Annotated in this window: 15 protein-coding genes; 2 read left to right on the top strand and 13 right to left on the bottom strand. The window is 47.7% G+C overall.

Annotated elements, in window-relative coordinates:
• Nucleotides 1-12: 12 nt before the first annotated feature.
• The 9 genes from AC6ESP_RS15640 to AC6ESP_RS15600 form a co-directional block, all read right to left on the bottom strand.
• Entirely contained in the window at nucleotides 13-1,158 is a 1,146-nt protein-coding gene (locus tag AC6ESP_RS15640; RefSeq protein ID WP_497097653.1) for a S1C family serine protease, read from the bottom strand.
• A 12-nt stretch (nucleotides 1,159-1,170) separates the two neighbouring features.
• Complete coding sequence (locus AC6ESP_RS15635) at nucleotides 1,171-2,427, bottom strand: FxLYD domain-containing protein (protein WP_497097652.1); 1,257 nt, start codon at nucleotides 2,425-2,427, stop codon at nucleotides 1,171-1,173.
• 176 nt (nucleotides 2,428-2,603) lie between these two features.
• On the bottom strand, nucleotides 2,604-4,274 hold the full coding sequence (locus AC6ESP_RS15630; RefSeq protein ID WP_497097651.1) for a ribulokinase: 1,671 nt from the start codon (nucleotides 4,272-4,274) through the stop codon (nucleotides 2,604-2,606).
• 272 nt (nucleotides 4,275-4,546) lie between these two features.
• Complete coding sequence (locus tag AC6ESP_RS15625) at nucleotides 4,547-5,239, bottom strand: YceI family protein (RefSeq protein ID WP_497097650.1); 693 nt, start codon at nucleotides 5,237-5,239, stop codon at nucleotides 4,547-4,549.
• 56 nt (nucleotides 5,240-5,295) lie between these two features.
• The gene (locus tag AC6ESP_RS15620; RefSeq protein ID WP_497097649.1) at nucleotides 5,296-6,159 is read right to left on the bottom strand and encodes a M56 family metallopeptidase; all 864 of its coding nucleotides are present in this window, start codon (nucleotides 6,157-6,159) and stop codon (nucleotides 5,296-5,298) included.
• 2 nt (nucleotides 6,160-6,161) lie between these two features.
• On the bottom strand, nucleotides 6,162-6,575 hold the full coding sequence (locus AC6ESP_RS15615; protein ID WP_497097648.1) for a BlaI/MecI/CopY family transcriptional regulator: 414 nt from the start codon (nucleotides 6,573-6,575) through the stop codon (nucleotides 6,162-6,164).
• Nucleotides 6,576-6,664: 89 nt separating this feature from the next.
• A complete protein-coding gene (galU, locus tag AC6ESP_RS15610; protein WP_497097647.1) occupies nucleotides 6,665-7,546 on the bottom strand; it encodes a UTP--glucose-1-phosphate uridylyltransferase GalU in 882 nt (293 codons plus the stop codon).
• Between the two features lie 141 nt (nucleotides 7,547-7,687).
• Nucleotides 7,688-9,085 carry a sensor histidine kinase gene (locus AC6ESP_RS15605; protein ID WP_497097646.1) on the bottom strand — a complete coding sequence of 466 codons (1,398 nt, stop codon included), beginning with the start codon at nucleotides 9,083-9,085 and terminating at the stop codon, nucleotides 7,688-7,690.
• A complete protein-coding gene (locus AC6ESP_RS15600; protein WP_497097645.1) occupies nucleotides 9,082-9,756 on the bottom strand; it encodes a response regulator transcription factor in 675 nt (224 codons plus the stop codon). Before AC6ESP_RS15600 ends, AC6ESP_RS15605 begins: the two co-directional genes overlap by 4 nt.
• Before the next feature lie 148 nt (nucleotides 9,757-9,904).
• On the opposite strand from AC6ESP_RS15600, the gene trxB reads away from it, so the two are divergent.
• Nucleotides 9,905-10,846 (top strand): thioredoxin-disulfide reductase, encoded by a 942-nt coding sequence (trxB, locus tag AC6ESP_RS15595; protein WP_497097644.1) that lies wholly within the window; start codon nucleotides 9,905-9,907, stop codon nucleotides 10,844-10,846.
• 181 nt (nucleotides 10,847-11,027) lie between these two features.
• Here trxB and AC6ESP_RS15590 read toward each other — a convergent pair whose 3' ends face one another.
• From AC6ESP_RS15590 to AC6ESP_RS15575, 4 genes are all read right to left on the bottom strand, one after another.
• Complete coding sequence (locus tag AC6ESP_RS15590; protein WP_497097643.1) at nucleotides 11,028-12,707, bottom strand: alpha-amylase family glycosyl hydrolase; 1,680 nt, start codon at nucleotides 12,705-12,707, stop codon at nucleotides 11,028-11,030.
• Between the two features lie 4 nt (nucleotides 12,708-12,711).
• Nucleotides 12,712-13,548 (bottom strand): sugar ABC transporter permease, encoded by an 837-nt coding sequence (locus AC6ESP_RS15585; protein ID WP_497097642.1) that lies wholly within the window; start codon nucleotides 13,546-13,548, stop codon nucleotides 12,712-12,714.
• Complete coding sequence (locus tag AC6ESP_RS15580) at nucleotides 13,545-14,858, bottom strand: carbohydrate ABC transporter permease (protein ID WP_497097641.1); 1,314 nt, start codon at nucleotides 14,856-14,858, stop codon at nucleotides 13,545-13,547. Before AC6ESP_RS15580 ends, AC6ESP_RS15585 begins: the two co-directional genes overlap by 4 nt.
• An 84-nt stretch (nucleotides 14,859-14,942) precedes the next feature.
• A complete protein-coding gene (locus AC6ESP_RS15575; RefSeq protein ID WP_497097640.1) occupies nucleotides 14,943-16,235 on the bottom strand; it encodes a sugar ABC transporter substrate-binding protein in 1,293 nt (430 codons plus the stop codon).
• A gap of 443 nt (nucleotides 16,236-16,678) precedes the next feature.
• Here AC6ESP_RS15575 and AC6ESP_RS15570 point away from each other — a divergent pair, with 443 nt between their 5' ends.
• Entirely contained in the window at nucleotides 16,679-17,710 is a 1,032-nt protein-coding gene (locus tag AC6ESP_RS15570; protein ID WP_497097639.1) for a LacI family DNA-binding transcriptional regulator, read from the top strand.
• Nucleotides 17,711-17,713 lie beyond the last annotated feature (3 nt).

The following is a 17,713-nucleotide window of genomic DNA, read 5'->3' as shown; positions in this document are numbered from 1 at the left end:
CGGCTCTTAGCCTTATTTTTTGTCCTTGTCCTGAAGAATCGCTTTGCCTTTGCCGCTAATCAGCTTCAATTGGTCATTCTCATAGCCCACTAAATACGTTACTTGATATTTGCTTAATTTATATTCGCCTTCGACACGCTCATCCACGGATATAATCGCCGTCACTGTCGCCTCATCTTCACCGCTTGATGTCACATGTCTATCGTCAATAACCACATTTCGGGTGCCCATATAGCCTTCGCGGAATTCCTCATAGCTTGTGCCCAGCTTCCAATTGCCTCCGAGAAGGGAATAGGCATACACATAATCCGCGTTATTCAAGCTGTCGTAGAAATGCGTGACCATGTAGTCCGCATACTCCGTAATTGAAGCATCCTGTTGAACGATGCCATCGTCATCGGAATATTGGAGCTGCGGGAGCGTCGACATGGGACTGGCGGACCATTCCTCAACTAACGACAGAACATTAACGATCGGAATACTGAAGCCGATTGAGCCTTCTTCGATGCCTGCTGAATTGATGCCGAGCACCTCGCCTGTTTCTTTGCTGACAAGCGGCCCCCCGCTATTGCCTGGAGCAATCGCTGCAGAGATTTGATACAAATCTGTATACTGGTAAGGCTCGATCTCGAAGCTTCGTCCTAGACCACTAATAATGCCCGTCGTTACTGTATTCTGAAACCCTAGAGGACTGCCCACCGCCAGCACATCATCGCCGACATCCGCTTTATCGTCTCGAATCATCTGGAGAGGCTCAATACCAGCTAGATCGGCTACCCGCACGACAGCTACATCCGTCTCCGTGCTTATGCCAATTACTTCGCCTTCTAACTCTCTCGCATCTGCTGTCTTGATCTTAACCCACTGGACGCCTGATACGACATGCGCATTCGTAATCAGATCTCCTTGATTGTTATACAGAAATCCTGAGCCCTGCTTGCCGTCGTCTGTCTCAATCATCACGACCAGCTTCTGAGTCTCATATATGATATCCTTTAATGATTTCGCTACACCACTCTCACTCTTCCCCACATCCGCCAGCAGAGGTGCGCCCGTCAGCTGCTTCGGAATTTCCGAACGGATCGCAATGGCTGCTCCAACCCCTCCGCATAAGACAATAACAGACGTGATGAGGCTCACCCACGTTCCTTTTCTCATCTCAATCGTCTCCTAGTCCAAATACCATGTTGCGTGATCAATAACAACAGTCGCTTTTTCATCTTCTACATGATGCACAACCGCGGTAAAGCTGAAGGTTTCCCCAGGCTCAACATAAGAAGGGGTCGCCTCAGCAGTTCCGGATTCAATTACATTTCCTTCTGAATCACGAACGGTATATTCAATTGAAACCGAATAAATAGGCCGTGTAGCCGCATTTTTCAGCTTGCCCTCAATGTGAAAATCACCGAATATATCCAGTTCCGTATCCGTCTTCAGCACTTCTACAGCTGCTGTCTGGTTAATCAATTCCTCTTCGGCAGCCTTCTGCATCGCATTCTCTATCCGCTGCTGCTCAGCCTGCTCGAAGCTCTTCTTATCGTTCTGCACTTTGTCGTATAGCTTAACAAGCTTCATATCATCGGGTACATAGGTCATTCCTTTTTGAATAATGGCTAACGCATCGGTGAAATTCTTCTTCTTCAAGAGAGCCTCCGCTTCGTTGGAACTGATCTCCGCAATCTTCGCTTCAATCTGCTGCTTCAACGCAAGAGCATCCTCACCACTCAAGCCTTTGACCTGATTCAGCTTCACGACAAGCTCATCGACTGTCTGAAGACCTGCGAGCTCCTCTTCAACCTGAATAACCGTCATCCGAACGGTCAAATCCGCAGCCTGCTCTCGTACTACAGCGAACACCTGCTCCTCGCGGCCTCGCAGCTTGGTCATCAACTGCTCGAGTTGCGGCTTCGCATCCACTACACTATCCTGCTTAAGCTTCTCGTCAATTGTATCGATTGACTGCTGGAAGGCAGCGGCTTCCTCAACAATGGCAAGGTCTGCTTGGAGCGATTCGTAATTCGGTCTTGCCTCCACTCCCTTATGTAACCGGTCCAGCGCCCCCGCATAGTTCCCTTCAAGCGCTTCCTGCTTCGCCTGCTCTTGCCATCCGAGCACCTGATCATTCAGTCTGGACTCATACCAGTAAAAGGAAAATACGGCCGCAGCCGTCACCACGAATATAAATATAGGAATCAATCCGGTCACCATAGACCGACCTCTGAATACTACTGCCCGATTAGGCTCCAGCTCCAGGCTGGCACTCACTTCTGATGATCCCATTTCCCATTCACCAAGGGGTGTTAGCTGCTTGTTGTCCTGTTCTTCTGCTGTCGTCACAAGAGAATCGAGCAGCTTGCCGCACTGGCTGCAATACACGGCATCAGCTGCATGCTCTCTTCCGCAATGATGGCAATACACTTCATTCATCCCCCACCGCAATCATATCTGTCTACACACTTTCTTCTATTCTATATGAAAAAGTAAATGATCTCCATTTTTAAATGATGGGAATAAAAAAAAGATGGCGCAGCCTCAAATAGAGCCGTGCCACAAAAGCCATTGCACACTCGCATTACCTACAATACTAATGCAATAAGAACGCATTAATTCGCTGCTTCCTTTATTTCCTTCAAGCGCTTCATGACATCGTTAGCCCCGCGGCCGAAATACTCATGCAGCAGATTGTACTCCGCATACAGCTTATCATAGACAGCGACGTTAGCTGGAATCGGCTTGAACGTCTCTTCACGGACACGTGCCATTTGCTGTGCTGCGTCTACAATATTATCGTAGCCGCCTTGAGCCGCTCCTGCAGCGACTGCGCCGAACATTGCAGCTCCTAGAGCAGGAGTCTGCTTGGAATCCGCAATTTTGATCTCGCGATTCATTACATCTGCATAGATTTGCATAAGCAGACGGTTCTTCTGCGGCAATCCGCCGCAAGCGTACAGCTCATTGACTCCTACACCGCTGCTGTGGAACGCTTCAACAATTTTGCGTGTGCCGAATGCCGTCGCTTCCAGCAGCGAGCGGTAAATTTCCCATGGCTTCGTCAGAAGGGTTAGGCCGACAATCGTACCTGACAGATCCGTGTCCACGAGTACGGAACGGTTGCCGTTCCACCAATCCAGAGCGACTAGCCCCGACTCCCCAACGGCAAGCTCTGAAGCTTTGCGCTCCAGATACACATGTATGCTCTCATCAGCCTGTGCAGCTTCTTGAGTAACATAAGCAGGAACAGCCTCTTCAACATACCATTCGAAAATATCACCTACCGCTGACTGACCTGCTTCATAGCCATAACACCCTGGAATGATACCGTCCTCTACGACACCGCACATCCCTTCTACTTCCTTCTCCTCCGTACCAAGCAGCATATGGCAGACCGAGGTTCCCATCGCCATAACCAGCTTGCCTGGCGTTACTACACCTGCGCCTGGAACAGCGGCGTGCGCATCTACGTTGCCAACCGCAATTGCCGTTCCCGCAGCAAGTCCCATACGCGAAGCCATCTCTTCCGTCAGCCCGCCAGCTTTCGTGCCAAGCGGCAATACTTCACCGCGAAGCTTCGTCTCCGCCAAGTTCTCAAGACGCGGATCAAGCGCTTTGAAGAAGTCACTGCTTGGGTAGCCTTCTTGCTTATGCCAGATCGACTTATAGCCAGTCGTACAGCTATTGCGCACGATGCTGCCAGTCATCTGACCAACAACCCAATCCGTTGCCTCAACGAATTTGTCAGCGGCATCATATATTTCTGGTGCCTCGTTCAGGATCTGCCATACCTTCGCAAGCATCCATTCAGAAGAAATTTTACCGCCGTAGCGTGAAAGGAAGCTCTCTCCTCGCTGGGCTGCAAGCTCATTAATGAGGTTAGCCTCATCCTGCGCGGCATGATGCTTCCACAGCTTCACCCAGCTATGCGGATTTTCCTTATAATCATCCTGCAGGCAGAGTGGATTGCCGCTCGCATCAATCGGAAGCATGGTGCAGGCAGTGAAGTCGATGCCAAGACCAATCACATCAGCAGCTGCAATTCCGGATTCCTTCATAACCGCAGGCACGGAGCTTTCCAATACCTCAATATAGTCAGCTGGATGCTGCAGCGCCCAATCATGCTCCAGCTTGATGCCGGATACGGGCAGCTGCTCATCAATGACATGGTGACGATATGGCGTCACATGCTCAGCAATCTCAGCTCCATTAGACAGATCTACGAGCACTGCGCGTCCAGACTGCGTTCCATAGTCGACACCAATTGCGTATTTTTTACTCATCGGATACCTCCAATAGTTTTGCTGGACTGTTACTTCTAGCCGCTAGAGGCATTTGTACCATGCTTGCGCAAATAATGACGATCAAGCAACGCATATATGCAGGGGGAACACCTTAATCGGTTTAATTGTACGACTTTTATTATACCATATTGTTAATTTGTACGTACATATAAGACTGTAACCCGTCCACAAGCATCATTAAAGCTATACAACTAAGAGGCGGAGCAACAAGATCATCTCTTGTTACTCCGCCTCTTCTACATAATCCGTGCTTAAGCTTGCTGCTCTGAGTTCAACGTAAGCCTCAGCTGTACAACGACATTATTCTCAGTATCGAGTACAACCGTATGCGGGTTCTTCATGCCGAAATCCTCGAATGTAACGATTGTGCTGCTCTCCATATTGATGACGCCTCCGCTGTAAACAGCCTCACCATTGAAGGTTACGTCTTTGGATATGCCTTTGATCGTAAGTGTCCCCGACATGCTGAGCGGGAAAGTCTGTCCCTCTGTCCACTCCGTCGGAAGGTCTTTGAAGCTGTCTGCTGTGAATGTAGCCTCAGGAGTTCCCTCCACGTCCAGATAGTCAGCCCCTTTAATATGACCATCGCGTTGACCATTTCCGGAATCCAGCAGGTCTAGATTAACCGCACCTTCCCCCTTCGTGTTGCTGATATCCGACGTATCGATTGTCCAGCTTCCAGCTACTTGACTGATTGCGAAATTGACGGTTTCCTTGGACGTTGTAACCGAGAAGTACACCTCGGACGTTGGATCAATACTCCATTGTCCGTTAACCTCATCCATGTCAACTACAGCACCAGCATTCTCTGAGGAAGCCTCGGCAATAACATCCTTCACTTCAACATGATTGCCTGCAAAATAATCATAAGCGGCATAGCCGCCTCCTCCAACTAGCAAGGCAACAGCAACTCCAGCAGTAATAAGGGCATTTTTTCTCTTCATCATTAATCTCCTCCAAATTTACACTACATAGAGTAGTGTTTCTGTTTAAAAAAAGTTCACAGCATTATACGTGCTGCGAACAGGGTAGAAATGATCCCGAATGCTGCAGTGGACATGAGCATATCTGGCCATGATAGGCGCCATGCGGGCACTGCCGCACCTGGATTAACGATTTTCTCAATTCTGTAATTAATGGAATGCTCGGCGAAGGATGCATAGACGAAGGAGTACTGTCCATAAGAATGATGCTTCCTCTTAATGAGCTTCAGCAGTGCGCTCCCTAGTCCTAACGGCGATTCCAATCTATTTAATGCATATTGATCTGCTAGAACCTCCCGGCTAAGCCTGTACTGCTCTAGCCCGCGTCTCAGTATCGGAATGTACCAGAATACAGATGCGCACACATACAATAACATCATTCTCAGTGGATCACGGTTAATCTGATGGAATCGTTCATGCTGCATAACAGCCTCCAGCTCTTGTTCATCGAGGAGCTTCAGCAGGCCTGTCGACAGTACAATTCTAGGCTTCCAGAAGCCGATCGTAATCGCAAGCGGCTCCTGCATTGAGACAATCATGATCGATGCGGCAGTGCTGCCATAATCTGCGTACATCGACAAAGACAGTCGATGATCTTCAAGCTTCCTCAGCTTATTTACAGCTGCATGCACACCTATGAGCTGCTTAGCGACCAGCCATAGCAGATGAGTAAAGGTAAGGATTACTACCCCATTCATCAAATGGCCGGCAATATACAGTCCATTTCTCTTAAGCCAGCTTTGACATAGCTCGAACATGTTATAGGTTGCCTGCTGCCACCCGAATAAGAAATGGGTGGTATAGGCGACCATTTCAATCAGCATAAAGGCGGATATCAACAGACATCCATAGAACACCATTGTCGAACGACGATTCCACATCGCTACTTTCCTTTTTTAAGAGATTTGATTTTTTGTTCCAGCTGCTCCAGAAGCTTCGGATCTACCTCTTCCATCGCATCGAACATGTGGCTGACGACGAGCGGACCGAAGTCCTGCAGCAGCTCCTGAGAGAGCTCCTTGGATTGGCCTTCCAGGAACTCTTCCTTAGACTGAACAGGGGTGTATCTGGAAGCTCTACCCGCTGCCGTCTTCCTCAGAACGCCTTTGTCTACAAGCCTGTTCATGACGGTCATGACCGTGTTGAAGTTAATCGGCTTATCCCGCTGCTCGAGAATCGTCTGAATGTCCTTGATGAACAGATCAGGCTGCGACCACAATATCGTCATAATCTTTGCTTCGAGCGGTCCGAAAAAGCGATCCAAGCCTCTGAGATGACTTTTATTTGTCAGCTTCATCTTCTCATTCCTTGTACACCACTACTTACTGTAGTGCTAATAATAATGCCTCAATCTGAAATGAACCTTAAAATTAAATAAATAGTCTATTAAGATTTACCCAATGTTGGCAATCTTTCCAACAGGTACTTCAATACGTCGGCTGATAAGTCTTCCCGCTCGAGTGCGAAATCGATCGTCGCCTGTACGAAGCCAAGCTTATCACCCACATCATGTCTCTTCCCAGTACAGCGATGGGCCGTGAGAGGTGAAATGCGGTTCAGTCGCTGAAGGCTGTCTGTTAGCTGGATCTCACCCGCCTTGCCCGGCTCTGCACGCTCTAGAAGATCGAATATGGCAGGCTCCAGTACATAGCGCCCAACTACAGCCCAATTCGATGGAGCCTGCCCAGGCAGCGGCTTCTCAATCAGCTCCCGCACCCTTCCATCCATATTGCCCGGCTCGAAATCTACAATCCCGTATTTATGCGTCTGGTCCCAAGGCACTTCCGTTACTGCTACTACAGAAGATTGTGTACGATCATAGGTATGTATCATCTGCTGCAGGCATGGCGGCTCGGACTTCAATATATCATCGCCAAGCAGAACAGCGAACGGCTCATCGCCAATGAATCTTCTACCGCATAATACGGCGTGTCCAAGCCCGAGCGGCTCCTTCTGACGCACATAATAGATATCCGCTAATTGGGATATTTCTTGGACGATCGCCAGCATCTGCTCATTGCCGCGCTCCTCCAGCTCTGCCTCAAGCTCCACCGATTTGTCAAAATGGTCCTCAATTGCACGCTTGTGACGTCCGCTAACAATAACGATACTATCAATGCCGGACTGCACAGCTTCTTCTACTATATATTGAATGGCCGGTTTATCAATGATGGGCAGCATTTCCTTCGGCTGCGCCTTCGTGGCTGGCAGAAACCTTGTGCCAAGTCCTCCCGCCGGTATAATCGCTTTCCTTACCTGCTGTTTCATCTTCCGTGTCACTCCCCAGCTTTATAATTAATACTACTATCGCTTCATCATAACTCTAATGAAGAATTATATCTAGGCGATAACCAGCTGCTGAAGGAGCATCACAGCCCCCATCCCCTATTCACAGCGGTTATTCGTCATTCATTCATCTGATTGCTTGTTATGGAGCGGCAGCCGAACGATGAATACAGCACCCTGTGTATATTCACCGGTCTCCTCGATCTCGATGGAGCCTTGGTGAATATCGATTATTTTTTTCACTATGGATAGCCCTAGGCCGCTCCCGCCTTGCGTACGATCACGCGACACATCAGCCTTGTAGAACCGCTCGAATACGCGCTCCCTCTCCTCCGGAGGAATGCCGATCCCGGTATCAGCAATTCGTATAACCGCATAGCCATCCTGCTCCGTCAGATGAAACGATATCTTCCCTTCCTCTGGCGTGAATTTCATACTGTTCGTCAGTAGATTAATCCATACCTGACTTAGCTGATCCTCATCCGCCGTAATGACTGTCTCTTCCATTAACAGCTCGACCGTCAACCGCTTAGCCAGCCAGTGCGGCTCACAGAACAGAACGCTATCGCGCAGCTGGCGGTCAAGCCGGTATGTCGAGGTTACAAAAGGATGATGATCAGAATCAAGCGACGCCAGCTTTAATAAGTTTTCACTCAGCCGGGATAGTCGGTCACTCTCCTGCTTAATAATGCCTACATAGCGATTGCGATCCATCACACTCATCTCCTCGCTGCGAAGCGCTTCAGCGAAGCCGCCAATCGAGGTCAACGGCGATTGAATTTCATGAGAGACGTTAGATACGAAGTCCTGACGCATCAGCTCGATTTTGGATAAGCTGTGTGACATCTGATTGATGCTGTTCGCCAGATCACCCATCTCATCCTTCCGCTTCACCTTGAGCGCAACGGTGAAATCACCCTTAGCGATACGTGTTGTCGCAGCTGTCATCAGCTTGAGCGGCTTCACTAAATACCGGGCGGCAATGAGAATGAGAATACTGCCAACAACGAGCAGAGTAATTAGAATCGTATATGTATTTCTCTGGAAGCTGCGAATTTGTGGCACACGATCAGGAATGGCGAATACAGCCCAGTTCATATTGCCGAACCTGACCAATTGTCCGAAGGCAATTCTCTCCACGGACTGCTCTATATTCTCATCCTCTATTCGAATGGTTTGTGTGTACCCATTAAAAACAAGCTGCAGCGTATCCATTGACAGCTGATCCATAATAAGCTGGCTCGTCGCACCTATCGCTATAGCCTGATTGTTCCCGTTCACCGCTACAATCGTTAACCCCTGAAATTCGGATACCCCTTGTAGAAAAGCAGGAAGGGACCGCGGTGTAGACACATTATAGAGCTGCTCAATTCTAGTTATCGTATTCCTGGTTTCCATCCCGAACTGCCCTCGCATATCTCTGCGAAACAGCTGGTCAGCCATCATATACGAAATCCCCATACTAATAATAACGATGATGAGAAAGGTAAGGGTAATGCGTACATATAGACTGCGAATCATGTCCGTTCCTCCAACCGATAGCCAAGTCCTCGAACCGTGACGATCCGGAAGCCGAACTGCTCCTCAGGGAACCGTTCACGCAGTCTTTTGATATGAACATCAACGGTTCGTTCATCGCCCTCGTAATCCATTCCCCACAACTGCTCTATCAGACTTTCTCTGGAAAAGGTTTTGCCCGGATAGCTTGCCAGCTTGAACAGCAGCTCGAATTCCTTAGGCGGCAGCATCATGTCTCCTCCGTCCGCCATCACGCGATAGTCGCTGCGATTCATAGAAATCCTGCCGAAATCCACCTTCTGTGAAGAGGCGATCCGGTATCTTTTCAGAAGTGCCTTGATTCTTACAATCAGCTCAGGCGGGTCAAATGGCTTCACCACATAATCATCCGCACCAAGCTCGAAGCCTTTCACTTTATGTGCCGTCTCCCCCTTGGCCGTCAGCAGCAAGAGCGGCATATCGAAGGATTCCCGCAGCGCAGCACACAGCGTCCATCCGTCCATCCGAGGCATCATGATATCAATAACGGCCAGGTCTGGCCTTACTGTCTCCAATTGGGCGAGCGCATCCTCCCCATCCTTCGCCTCCATCACCTCGAAGCTTTCCCTGCGGAGAAACAGACTTACCAGCTCGCGTATATTCGGATCATCATCCACTACTAATATTTTAGGCATATAGAATAACCCCCTATGTATAACTCCCTATACAATAATACAACTAGATGAATTTAAGATGAACTTAGTTGACTTTCTCTCCACATTGTAATAATTTTAAATTGTGAACAATTCAATTTCTCGTACCGTATGAAATGGAGGAACGATTATGTATAAAACAATTATTATAGGCACCGGCCCTGCCGGATTAACAGCAGCGATCTATCTGGCGCGTGCTAATATGGAACCTCTTGTTATTGAAGGCTGGCAGCCAGGCGGTCAACTGACAACAACGACAGAGATCGAGAACTTCCCTGGTTTCCCTGAAGGTATTCTAGGCAGCGAGCTGATGTCCAATATGCGTAAGCAAGCTCAGAATTTCGGTGCTCAGTTCCGTACCGGCTCTGTCAAAAGCGTAGATTTCAGCAAACGCCCTTACACACTTGATGTAGAAGGTATCGGTGAGCTTCAGGCTGAGAGTGTTATCATCTCAACAGGAGCTTCAGCCAAGTATCTTGGCATTCCAGGTGAGCAGGACAACATCGGCCGCGGCGTCAGCACTTGCGCAACTTGTGACGGATTCTTCTTCCGTGGCAAAAAAATCGCAATCGTCGGCGGCGGCGATTCCGCTATGGAGGAGGCTGTGTTCTTAACTCGCTTCGCTTCCGAAGTCACAGTCGTTAACCGTCGTGATGAGCTTCGCGCATCCAAAATCATGCAGGATCGTGCCCGTGCGAATGAAAAAATCAGCTGGAACCTGAATCGCACACCGCTTGAGGTTGTAGCAGGCGAGCAAGGCTTGCAAGGACTGAAGGTTCGCAACAATGCGACCGGCGAGGAAGAGCTTGTGGAGACAGACGGTGTCTTCATCACGATCGGTCATACGCCTAATACGGCCTTCTTGAATGGCCAAGTTACGACGGATGATCAAGGCTACATTGTCGTGAAGCCTGGTACCTCTGAGACGAATATTCCTGGCGTGTTCGCTTGCGGCGACGTTCAGGATCGCCAGTACCGCCAAGCTATTACAGCTGCAGGCAGTGGATGTATGGCAGCGCTCGACTGCGAACGTTTCCTTGAAGCACAAGCACATGAGAGCGTTCATGCTTAAGATGCAATTCTAATAGACAGGTGAACAACCCGTTGCTCGATCAGAAGAAGGTACGACCCACTGGAAAGTGTAGGTTGTGCCTTCTTCTCGCTGTAAGGCCTATCAACGCAAGAAAGGCTGTTTCATCACGTAGTTGCCTACGAGTGAAACAGCCTTTCTGATTAGAACAATAACGTGCATCTTACTTCACAATAACGGTACTGTACGGCAGCAGCGTCAGCTTGCCGGTATCCAGCACTGCACCTTCTTTACTGGAATGGCTGATGCTGCTGAATGTACCATAAGGCTCAACGGCTTGCAGCGTCACCGATTGTGCTTCACCTGATAAATTATGAACGACGAGCACCCGTTCTGTCTTCGTTACCCGCACGAAAGCACTAACCGCAGACGGGGCGTCTGCCAGCTCATATTCATCAATCGTGCCATCACGCAGCGCTGGCTCTTCCTTGCGCCATTGCAGCAGCTGCTTATAATGCGCCAGCAAGGATTGTTCATCCTTCTGCTGTACCTCAACGGAAACAGCAGCCGGGTCCGTATTATACTTGGACACTGCCCAAGCGGTCTGTCCTTCTCCCCCAGAAGCCGCCGCATACCATGGCATAGGCTCACGGATATACTCATCCGGCTTAGCCCCTTTCATACCCAGCTCTTCGCCATAGTAGAGGAATGGGTTGCCTGGCAGCGTCAGCAGCAAGGAAGCCGCCATCTTCGCATGGTCTACATTCCCGTTCACCGCTGTCATAACCCTGTTCTGATCATGATTGCTTAGAAATGGAGCATCCGTGAACGTTCCACCGGAGGTTTCACTATATAGGCCATATGCCCGCTTTAGCGTAAAGGCGATATCCGGGTCACGCTCAGAGCTGGCAGCCCCAAGCAGCTTACCAGCTAGATCGAAGTGAAAGGCCGAATCCAGAGCCTTATCGAAATAAGGAGCAATAACAGCTAGGGAATCCCACACTTCACCAATCAGGAATACATCCGGCTTCTGCTCCATCAAGCCGCTGCGGAATTCCTGCCACCACTTCTGATTCGCGGCCTTTACCTCGTCCGTATTAACGGTTGAAGTGAAATCCCCATAAATATGCTTAGCAGCATCTAGACGGAAGCCATCGAGTCCTTGCTCCAGCCAGTACTGACCAATCTTAATCATCTCTGCGCGTACCGCTGGCTCATCGAAGTTCAGGTCTGGCATGCCTTCCCAGAATATGCCCAAGTACTGCGTATCACCAGACTTATGCCATGGATTAGAGCTCATTGCCCCATCCTTAGCTACCTTATCATCTGCACCTGCGAATTGGTACCAGCTGCGATATGGACTCGAAGGGTCAGCTAGCGCTTCCTTAAACCATGGATGCTCTTTACTTGAATGGTTAACAACCAGATCCATGATCACCTTGATGTCGCGCTTATGCGCTTCCTCAAGCAGCCTCTTCAGATCCTCTAGCGTGCCATACTCCGGATTAACCGCATAATAATCCGTTACATCATAGCCATGATAGCTCGGTGACGCATTAATCGGCATCATCCAAATACCGCCGACACCAAGCTCCTTCAGATAATCCAGCTTCGCTGTTACTCCATTCAAATCGCCGATACCATCACCATTCGTATCATAGAAGGAACGGACGAATACTTCATAATAGACCGTGCCTGGCTGCTCATCCACTTCGAATGTGGCTGCTGCAGGCTTCACACCTTCACTCGTAGCAACAGGGGAAGCACTTGCTTCCCCTGCATCATTATTACCGTTATTATTCGTCGCATTGCTGCAAGCTGCTGTTAAGGCTAGAACGAGGAGCAGGAATCCGCAAGCAAGTAATCTGATTCGGCCCCGCTTATTCAGGTTACGAGCAGACATATCCTTATCCTTTCGAAGCGCCGGAAGTTAATCCTTGAACAAGGAAGCGCTGTAGGAAGATGAACAAAATGGTAATCGGAACTGCAATTAGTACGGAGCCCGCAGCAAACATCGTAAAGTTACTGTTCTGCAAGGAGTTAACCATATCCCACATCCCTACAGCGAGCGTCCAGTTTTCTTTCGTACGCAGAACGAGTCTTGCGAAGATAAAGTCTCCCCATACGCCCGTGAACGAAGTCAATGCTACATAAGTAAGCATAGGCTTCGATAGTGGCAGCATGATTTTGATGAATACCTGCAAATGGCTTGCACCATCGATTCGAGCGGCCTCATCCAAGCTGCGCGGAATCGTATCGAAGAATCCTTTGACAATGAACCCGCCCAGTGCTGCTCCCGCTGAATATACGAGAATAAGCGCCGTATGCGTATCAAGCAAGTTCAGTTGAAGAAGAATGATATAAATAGCGATCAAGCTCATAAAGCTCGGGAACATCCCTAGTACCAGCATAACCGTCAATACGCTTTTACGTCCTTTGAAGCGGAACCGTGACAAGGCGTACATACTGAGTGTCATCAGAATCGTTGATAGAATCATCGTAAATATGGCAATTTTGAGTGTATTCAAGTACCAAGTCCCATACAGATAAGCTTTGCTTGTGAATAGCTCTTTGTAGTGAATGAATGTAAACTCTGACGGCCATAAGCTATCACTATACAGCGAGCCGCCAGGTCGGAAAGACGACAGCACAACCCATAGAGCCGGGTAAATGGCAATAATCGCGATAAAAATAAGCAGGATATAACTGAGTGACAACCATAATACATTATTGCGTTTTCTCATTGGATCATATCCTCCTCTTTGAACGATTTCGAACGTCTGAAGTTCCAGATCGAGAACGTAGCTACGAGTATGAAGATAATAATACCAAGAGCAGATGCTACATTGTATTTGTTATTATCCAGAGTCAACTTATAGAGCCACGTGATGAGCAAATCGGTCGCACCTGCAAATTGGTAATCCCCTTTTGCCGGAGCACCACCTGTTAGCAGGAAGATAACATTAAAGTTATTGATGTTACCAGCAAATTGCATAATGAGAATTGGCGCAGTAGAGAATAGGATGAACGGCATTGTAATGATACGGAATTTCTGTAGCGTCGTCGCACCGTCTACATCTGCTGCTTCATACAAATCTTTTGGAATGGAAGTCAATATCCCCAGAATCAGTACCATGCTTATAGGAATACCTATCCACATATTAACGACAATTACCGTTACCTTCGCCCAGAACGGATCGGATAGCCAAGGCAAGCCGCCAAGTCCAAAATACTTCAAGTATTGGTTGACAGGACCGAACTGTCCGTTGAACAAGTTCTTCATAACAAGTAGTGAAATTAGCTGTGGAATAGCGTAAGGGATAATGTAGATCGTACGCCATAATTTTTTGAGTCTAATTCCTTTTTGCTCAATAAGCAGTGCAACGAGAATACCACCAAGGTACGTAGTTGCTGTTGCTAATACTGCCCAAATAATGGTCCATGTAAGTACGCCAACAAACGTATGGCTCCATGATTTCAGGCTAACCAAATCTGTAAAGGTCTTGAACCCTACCCAGTCAACTAATTTGGCAGGCGGTATATGATCAGGCGCAGAGTAGTTAGTGAACGCCAACATAATCGTGAATACAATCGGCATAATCGTGAAGAACAGTACGCCGAGCGCTGGTAGCGCAAGCATCATATGAGGAAAGTAATTGGTAGTAATGTTTTCATAGGAACTTTTGAAGTTACGAATATTCTTACCTTCATCACGCAATTTACCATTGCGATAAGCGTCATTCAAATTCACAATATAAAGCACAATTAGAACGAAGCAAATAAATAATGTAATTAGTCCACCGAGCATAAGAAAGATCGAATGATCTCCCGGCTGCAACTGAGTAGACTTTCCAACTTTAACGAATTTCTGTGTTTTCTCTCCTAATGTAGCCAATCCCCAGAAGGCCTCTCCAAGCCTCGGAAGAACATACGTGAGTCCCACTGCCTGCAATACAATTAATATAATTCCTTTAATCCACTGCCGGTTGTATAATTGCCCCAAGCCTTGCACCAGTATTGATAAAATGAGTGCGGTCATGCGATGCTGCTTCATCTCTATCCGGCTCCCTCCCACAACTTGTAATGATTAAGCACCCGCCGGAATTGATCCGGCGGGTGAACCGATCAGCATAACTTATTAATTTGCGATACCCTCTTTAATTTGTTGTACCGAATTATCAAGTGCTTCTTTTACATCCTTGCCACCGTCCCAGATATCAGCGATACCTGCTGTGATTGGATTCCATACAGCACCCATTTCAGGGATCGCAGGCATAGGTGTTGAGCTCGAGAACTGCTCGTAGAATGCTTTTGTAATTTCGTCATTTTGAATCTTCGGATCAGCTACCGCTTCAATATTAGCCGGAATTGTTCCGTTCATTTCGAAGTTTTTCAATTGTGATTCTTTAGTAGACAAGAAGCGTGCGAACAGCTTGGAAGCGTTCGGGTATTTCGAGAATGAGTTAACGAAGTATGCTTTAACACCAGAGAATGAAGGTGTTGCATTACCCAAAATAGTAGGAAGTGGAGCTACACCAAGATCAATGCCTGCTGCTTTGTAATCTGCAAGAGCCCAAGGACCGTTAATGTCCATTGCAAGTTTACCTTCAAGGAACAAGCCTTTTTTGATATCGAATGTAATATCAGCAGTGTTGAGCGGAAGCAGTGTTTCTTTCAAGGAAGCCAGGAATTTACCGCCTTCTACTGCTCCATCATTGTTCAAGCCGATATCTTCTTTGTTCGTATTGTTCTCACCGAACATATAACCGCCGCCTGCCGCTAGGAATGCGTAGTTATAGTAGAACTGTTGAAGTTCCCACATAATTGTGTATTTGTTGTTTTTAGTATCATTGAAAGTTTTGCTGAACTCGATAACTTCATCGAATGTTTTTGGAGCTGTAGGTACCAATGCTTTGTTGTACAGAAGAGCGTAAGTTTCAACGGCGAACGGATAGCCATAAAGAATCTCTTCGAACGTTACAGCGCTAACTGCGTTAGCTTCGTTCTCGCTCGAGGTTTCACCTTCGAACACATCATTCGGAAGCACTAGACCAGCGGAAGCAGCGCGTCCAATTTGGTCATGAGGGAATGATACAACGTCTGCACCGAGACCAGCTGGGCCATCCGTTGTCAGCTTCGTAACTTGATCCGGATTTTCTACTTCTTCGATTTTGACAGGAACGCCATATTTAGCAGTAAACTCTGCTGCAACCGCTTCAACAAAAGTACGCTGTGCTTTACCTTCCCAAATAACGAGCGTTGCGCCTTCTTCAGGCTTCAATTCATCATCTCCGGCTGCATTATTATTCGCCGTTTCTGTCGGTTCCGGAGCATTCGTTGCATTGTTGTTCGGTGTGTTGCCACTATTACCACCACAAGCTGCCAGTATAACCATCGTACTTACGAGCATAAGACCAACCCATTTTTTCATGCTAAAAGATCCCCCTTCATAATGTGTTCGTTTCTTAACTTAACCATGGAATAACACGCTTACCCTTGTGTTCCATTCTATCGCGGCTTCTTTCAACAATCGAAATGATGCAAACGTTTGTACAAGTAACCGAAATAGATATCCGTAAGCGTGCTACAATCGCTTGTATTCGCTTACTTAACAAGAGTGGAGTGATGAAAGCGTTCTATTCATGGATTCATCATACAACATGGATATTCGTTTGTAAAAACGTTTGCACAGCTCAAATTCAACTACATTCTAGTACTTATCTATGGATATCTAACAATAACTCCGTTTTACTCAGTTTTTGAACATTTGTAAAGCGATTTCACAATATATATATTTACTTTAGAGAGCGGTTGCATTAACATTAACTCAACAGTGTACAAACGATTGCATTTGTAATGGGGGACTAATATATAATGGTAACCATAAAAGATATCGCTAAGGCTGCAGGGGTTTCCCCTTCGACTGTTTCAAGGGTCGTTTCCAAGCATCCCAGAATAAGCAAAGAAACATCAGCCAAGGTCAAGCAGATCATGGAGGATATGGGCTACCATCCTAACGCAATGGCGAAGAGTCTTGTCTCCAAAACGACCCAGACCCTTGCGATCATGCTGCCGCGTCCTGCTGAAGAGCTCTTCCAGGATTTCTTTTTTGGAGAGCTTCTTAGAGGAATACTCACACATTCCACCCGTGCAGGCTACGACATGCTGCTAACTGCTGCTACAGATGATCATAATGAAACGGAGACAATTGGCAGACTTGTATTCGGTAGAAGAGTTGACGGAGTCATCCTCCTCTCTTCTCGCGTCAATGATCCTCTAATTAGTTATCTCAATGCACAGAACTTCCCGAGCGTTCTTATTGGACGGACAGATGAGCATCATTCCAACATCCTTACCGTCAACAACAATAATGTTCAAGCAGCCTATGACGCTGCTCAGCATTTGATTATGCAGGGTCATACGAGGATTGGATTTGTAAGTGGACCTCAGAACTTGACCGTCTCTCATGATCGGATGAAAGGCTATCAGCAGGCACTTATTGAAGCTGGACTTCCCTTCCGTCAGGAGTGGGTTGTTGATGGAGAGTTCCTGCAGCAGAGCGGCTTCAGAGCGATGTCTATGATTATGGGACTGCCTGAGCGCCCTACTGGCTTGGTCGTCATTGATGACGTCACCGCATTCGGCGTCCTTCGTGGACTAACAGAGATTGGTTACACGGTGCCGGAGGATATCTCACTCGTAAGCTTCAATAATATTGCCTTATCTGAGCTTGCAACGCCACCAATCAGCTCTGTTGATATCGGGACTTACCAGCTTGGATACACAGCGTCTCAAATGTTAGTGCAACAAATCCGTGATGAGCCTGTTCATCAATCCAACATCATTATTCCCCACCGTCTTATCGTTCGTGAATCATCAATCCATCTTGCATCCAAAAGGAGCTGACCA

This window comes from Paenibacillus xinjiangensis, from assembly GCF_059686975.1.
Note: the sequence above shows the minus strand (reverse complement) of the source record. Positions and strands in the feature narration are given on the sequence as shown.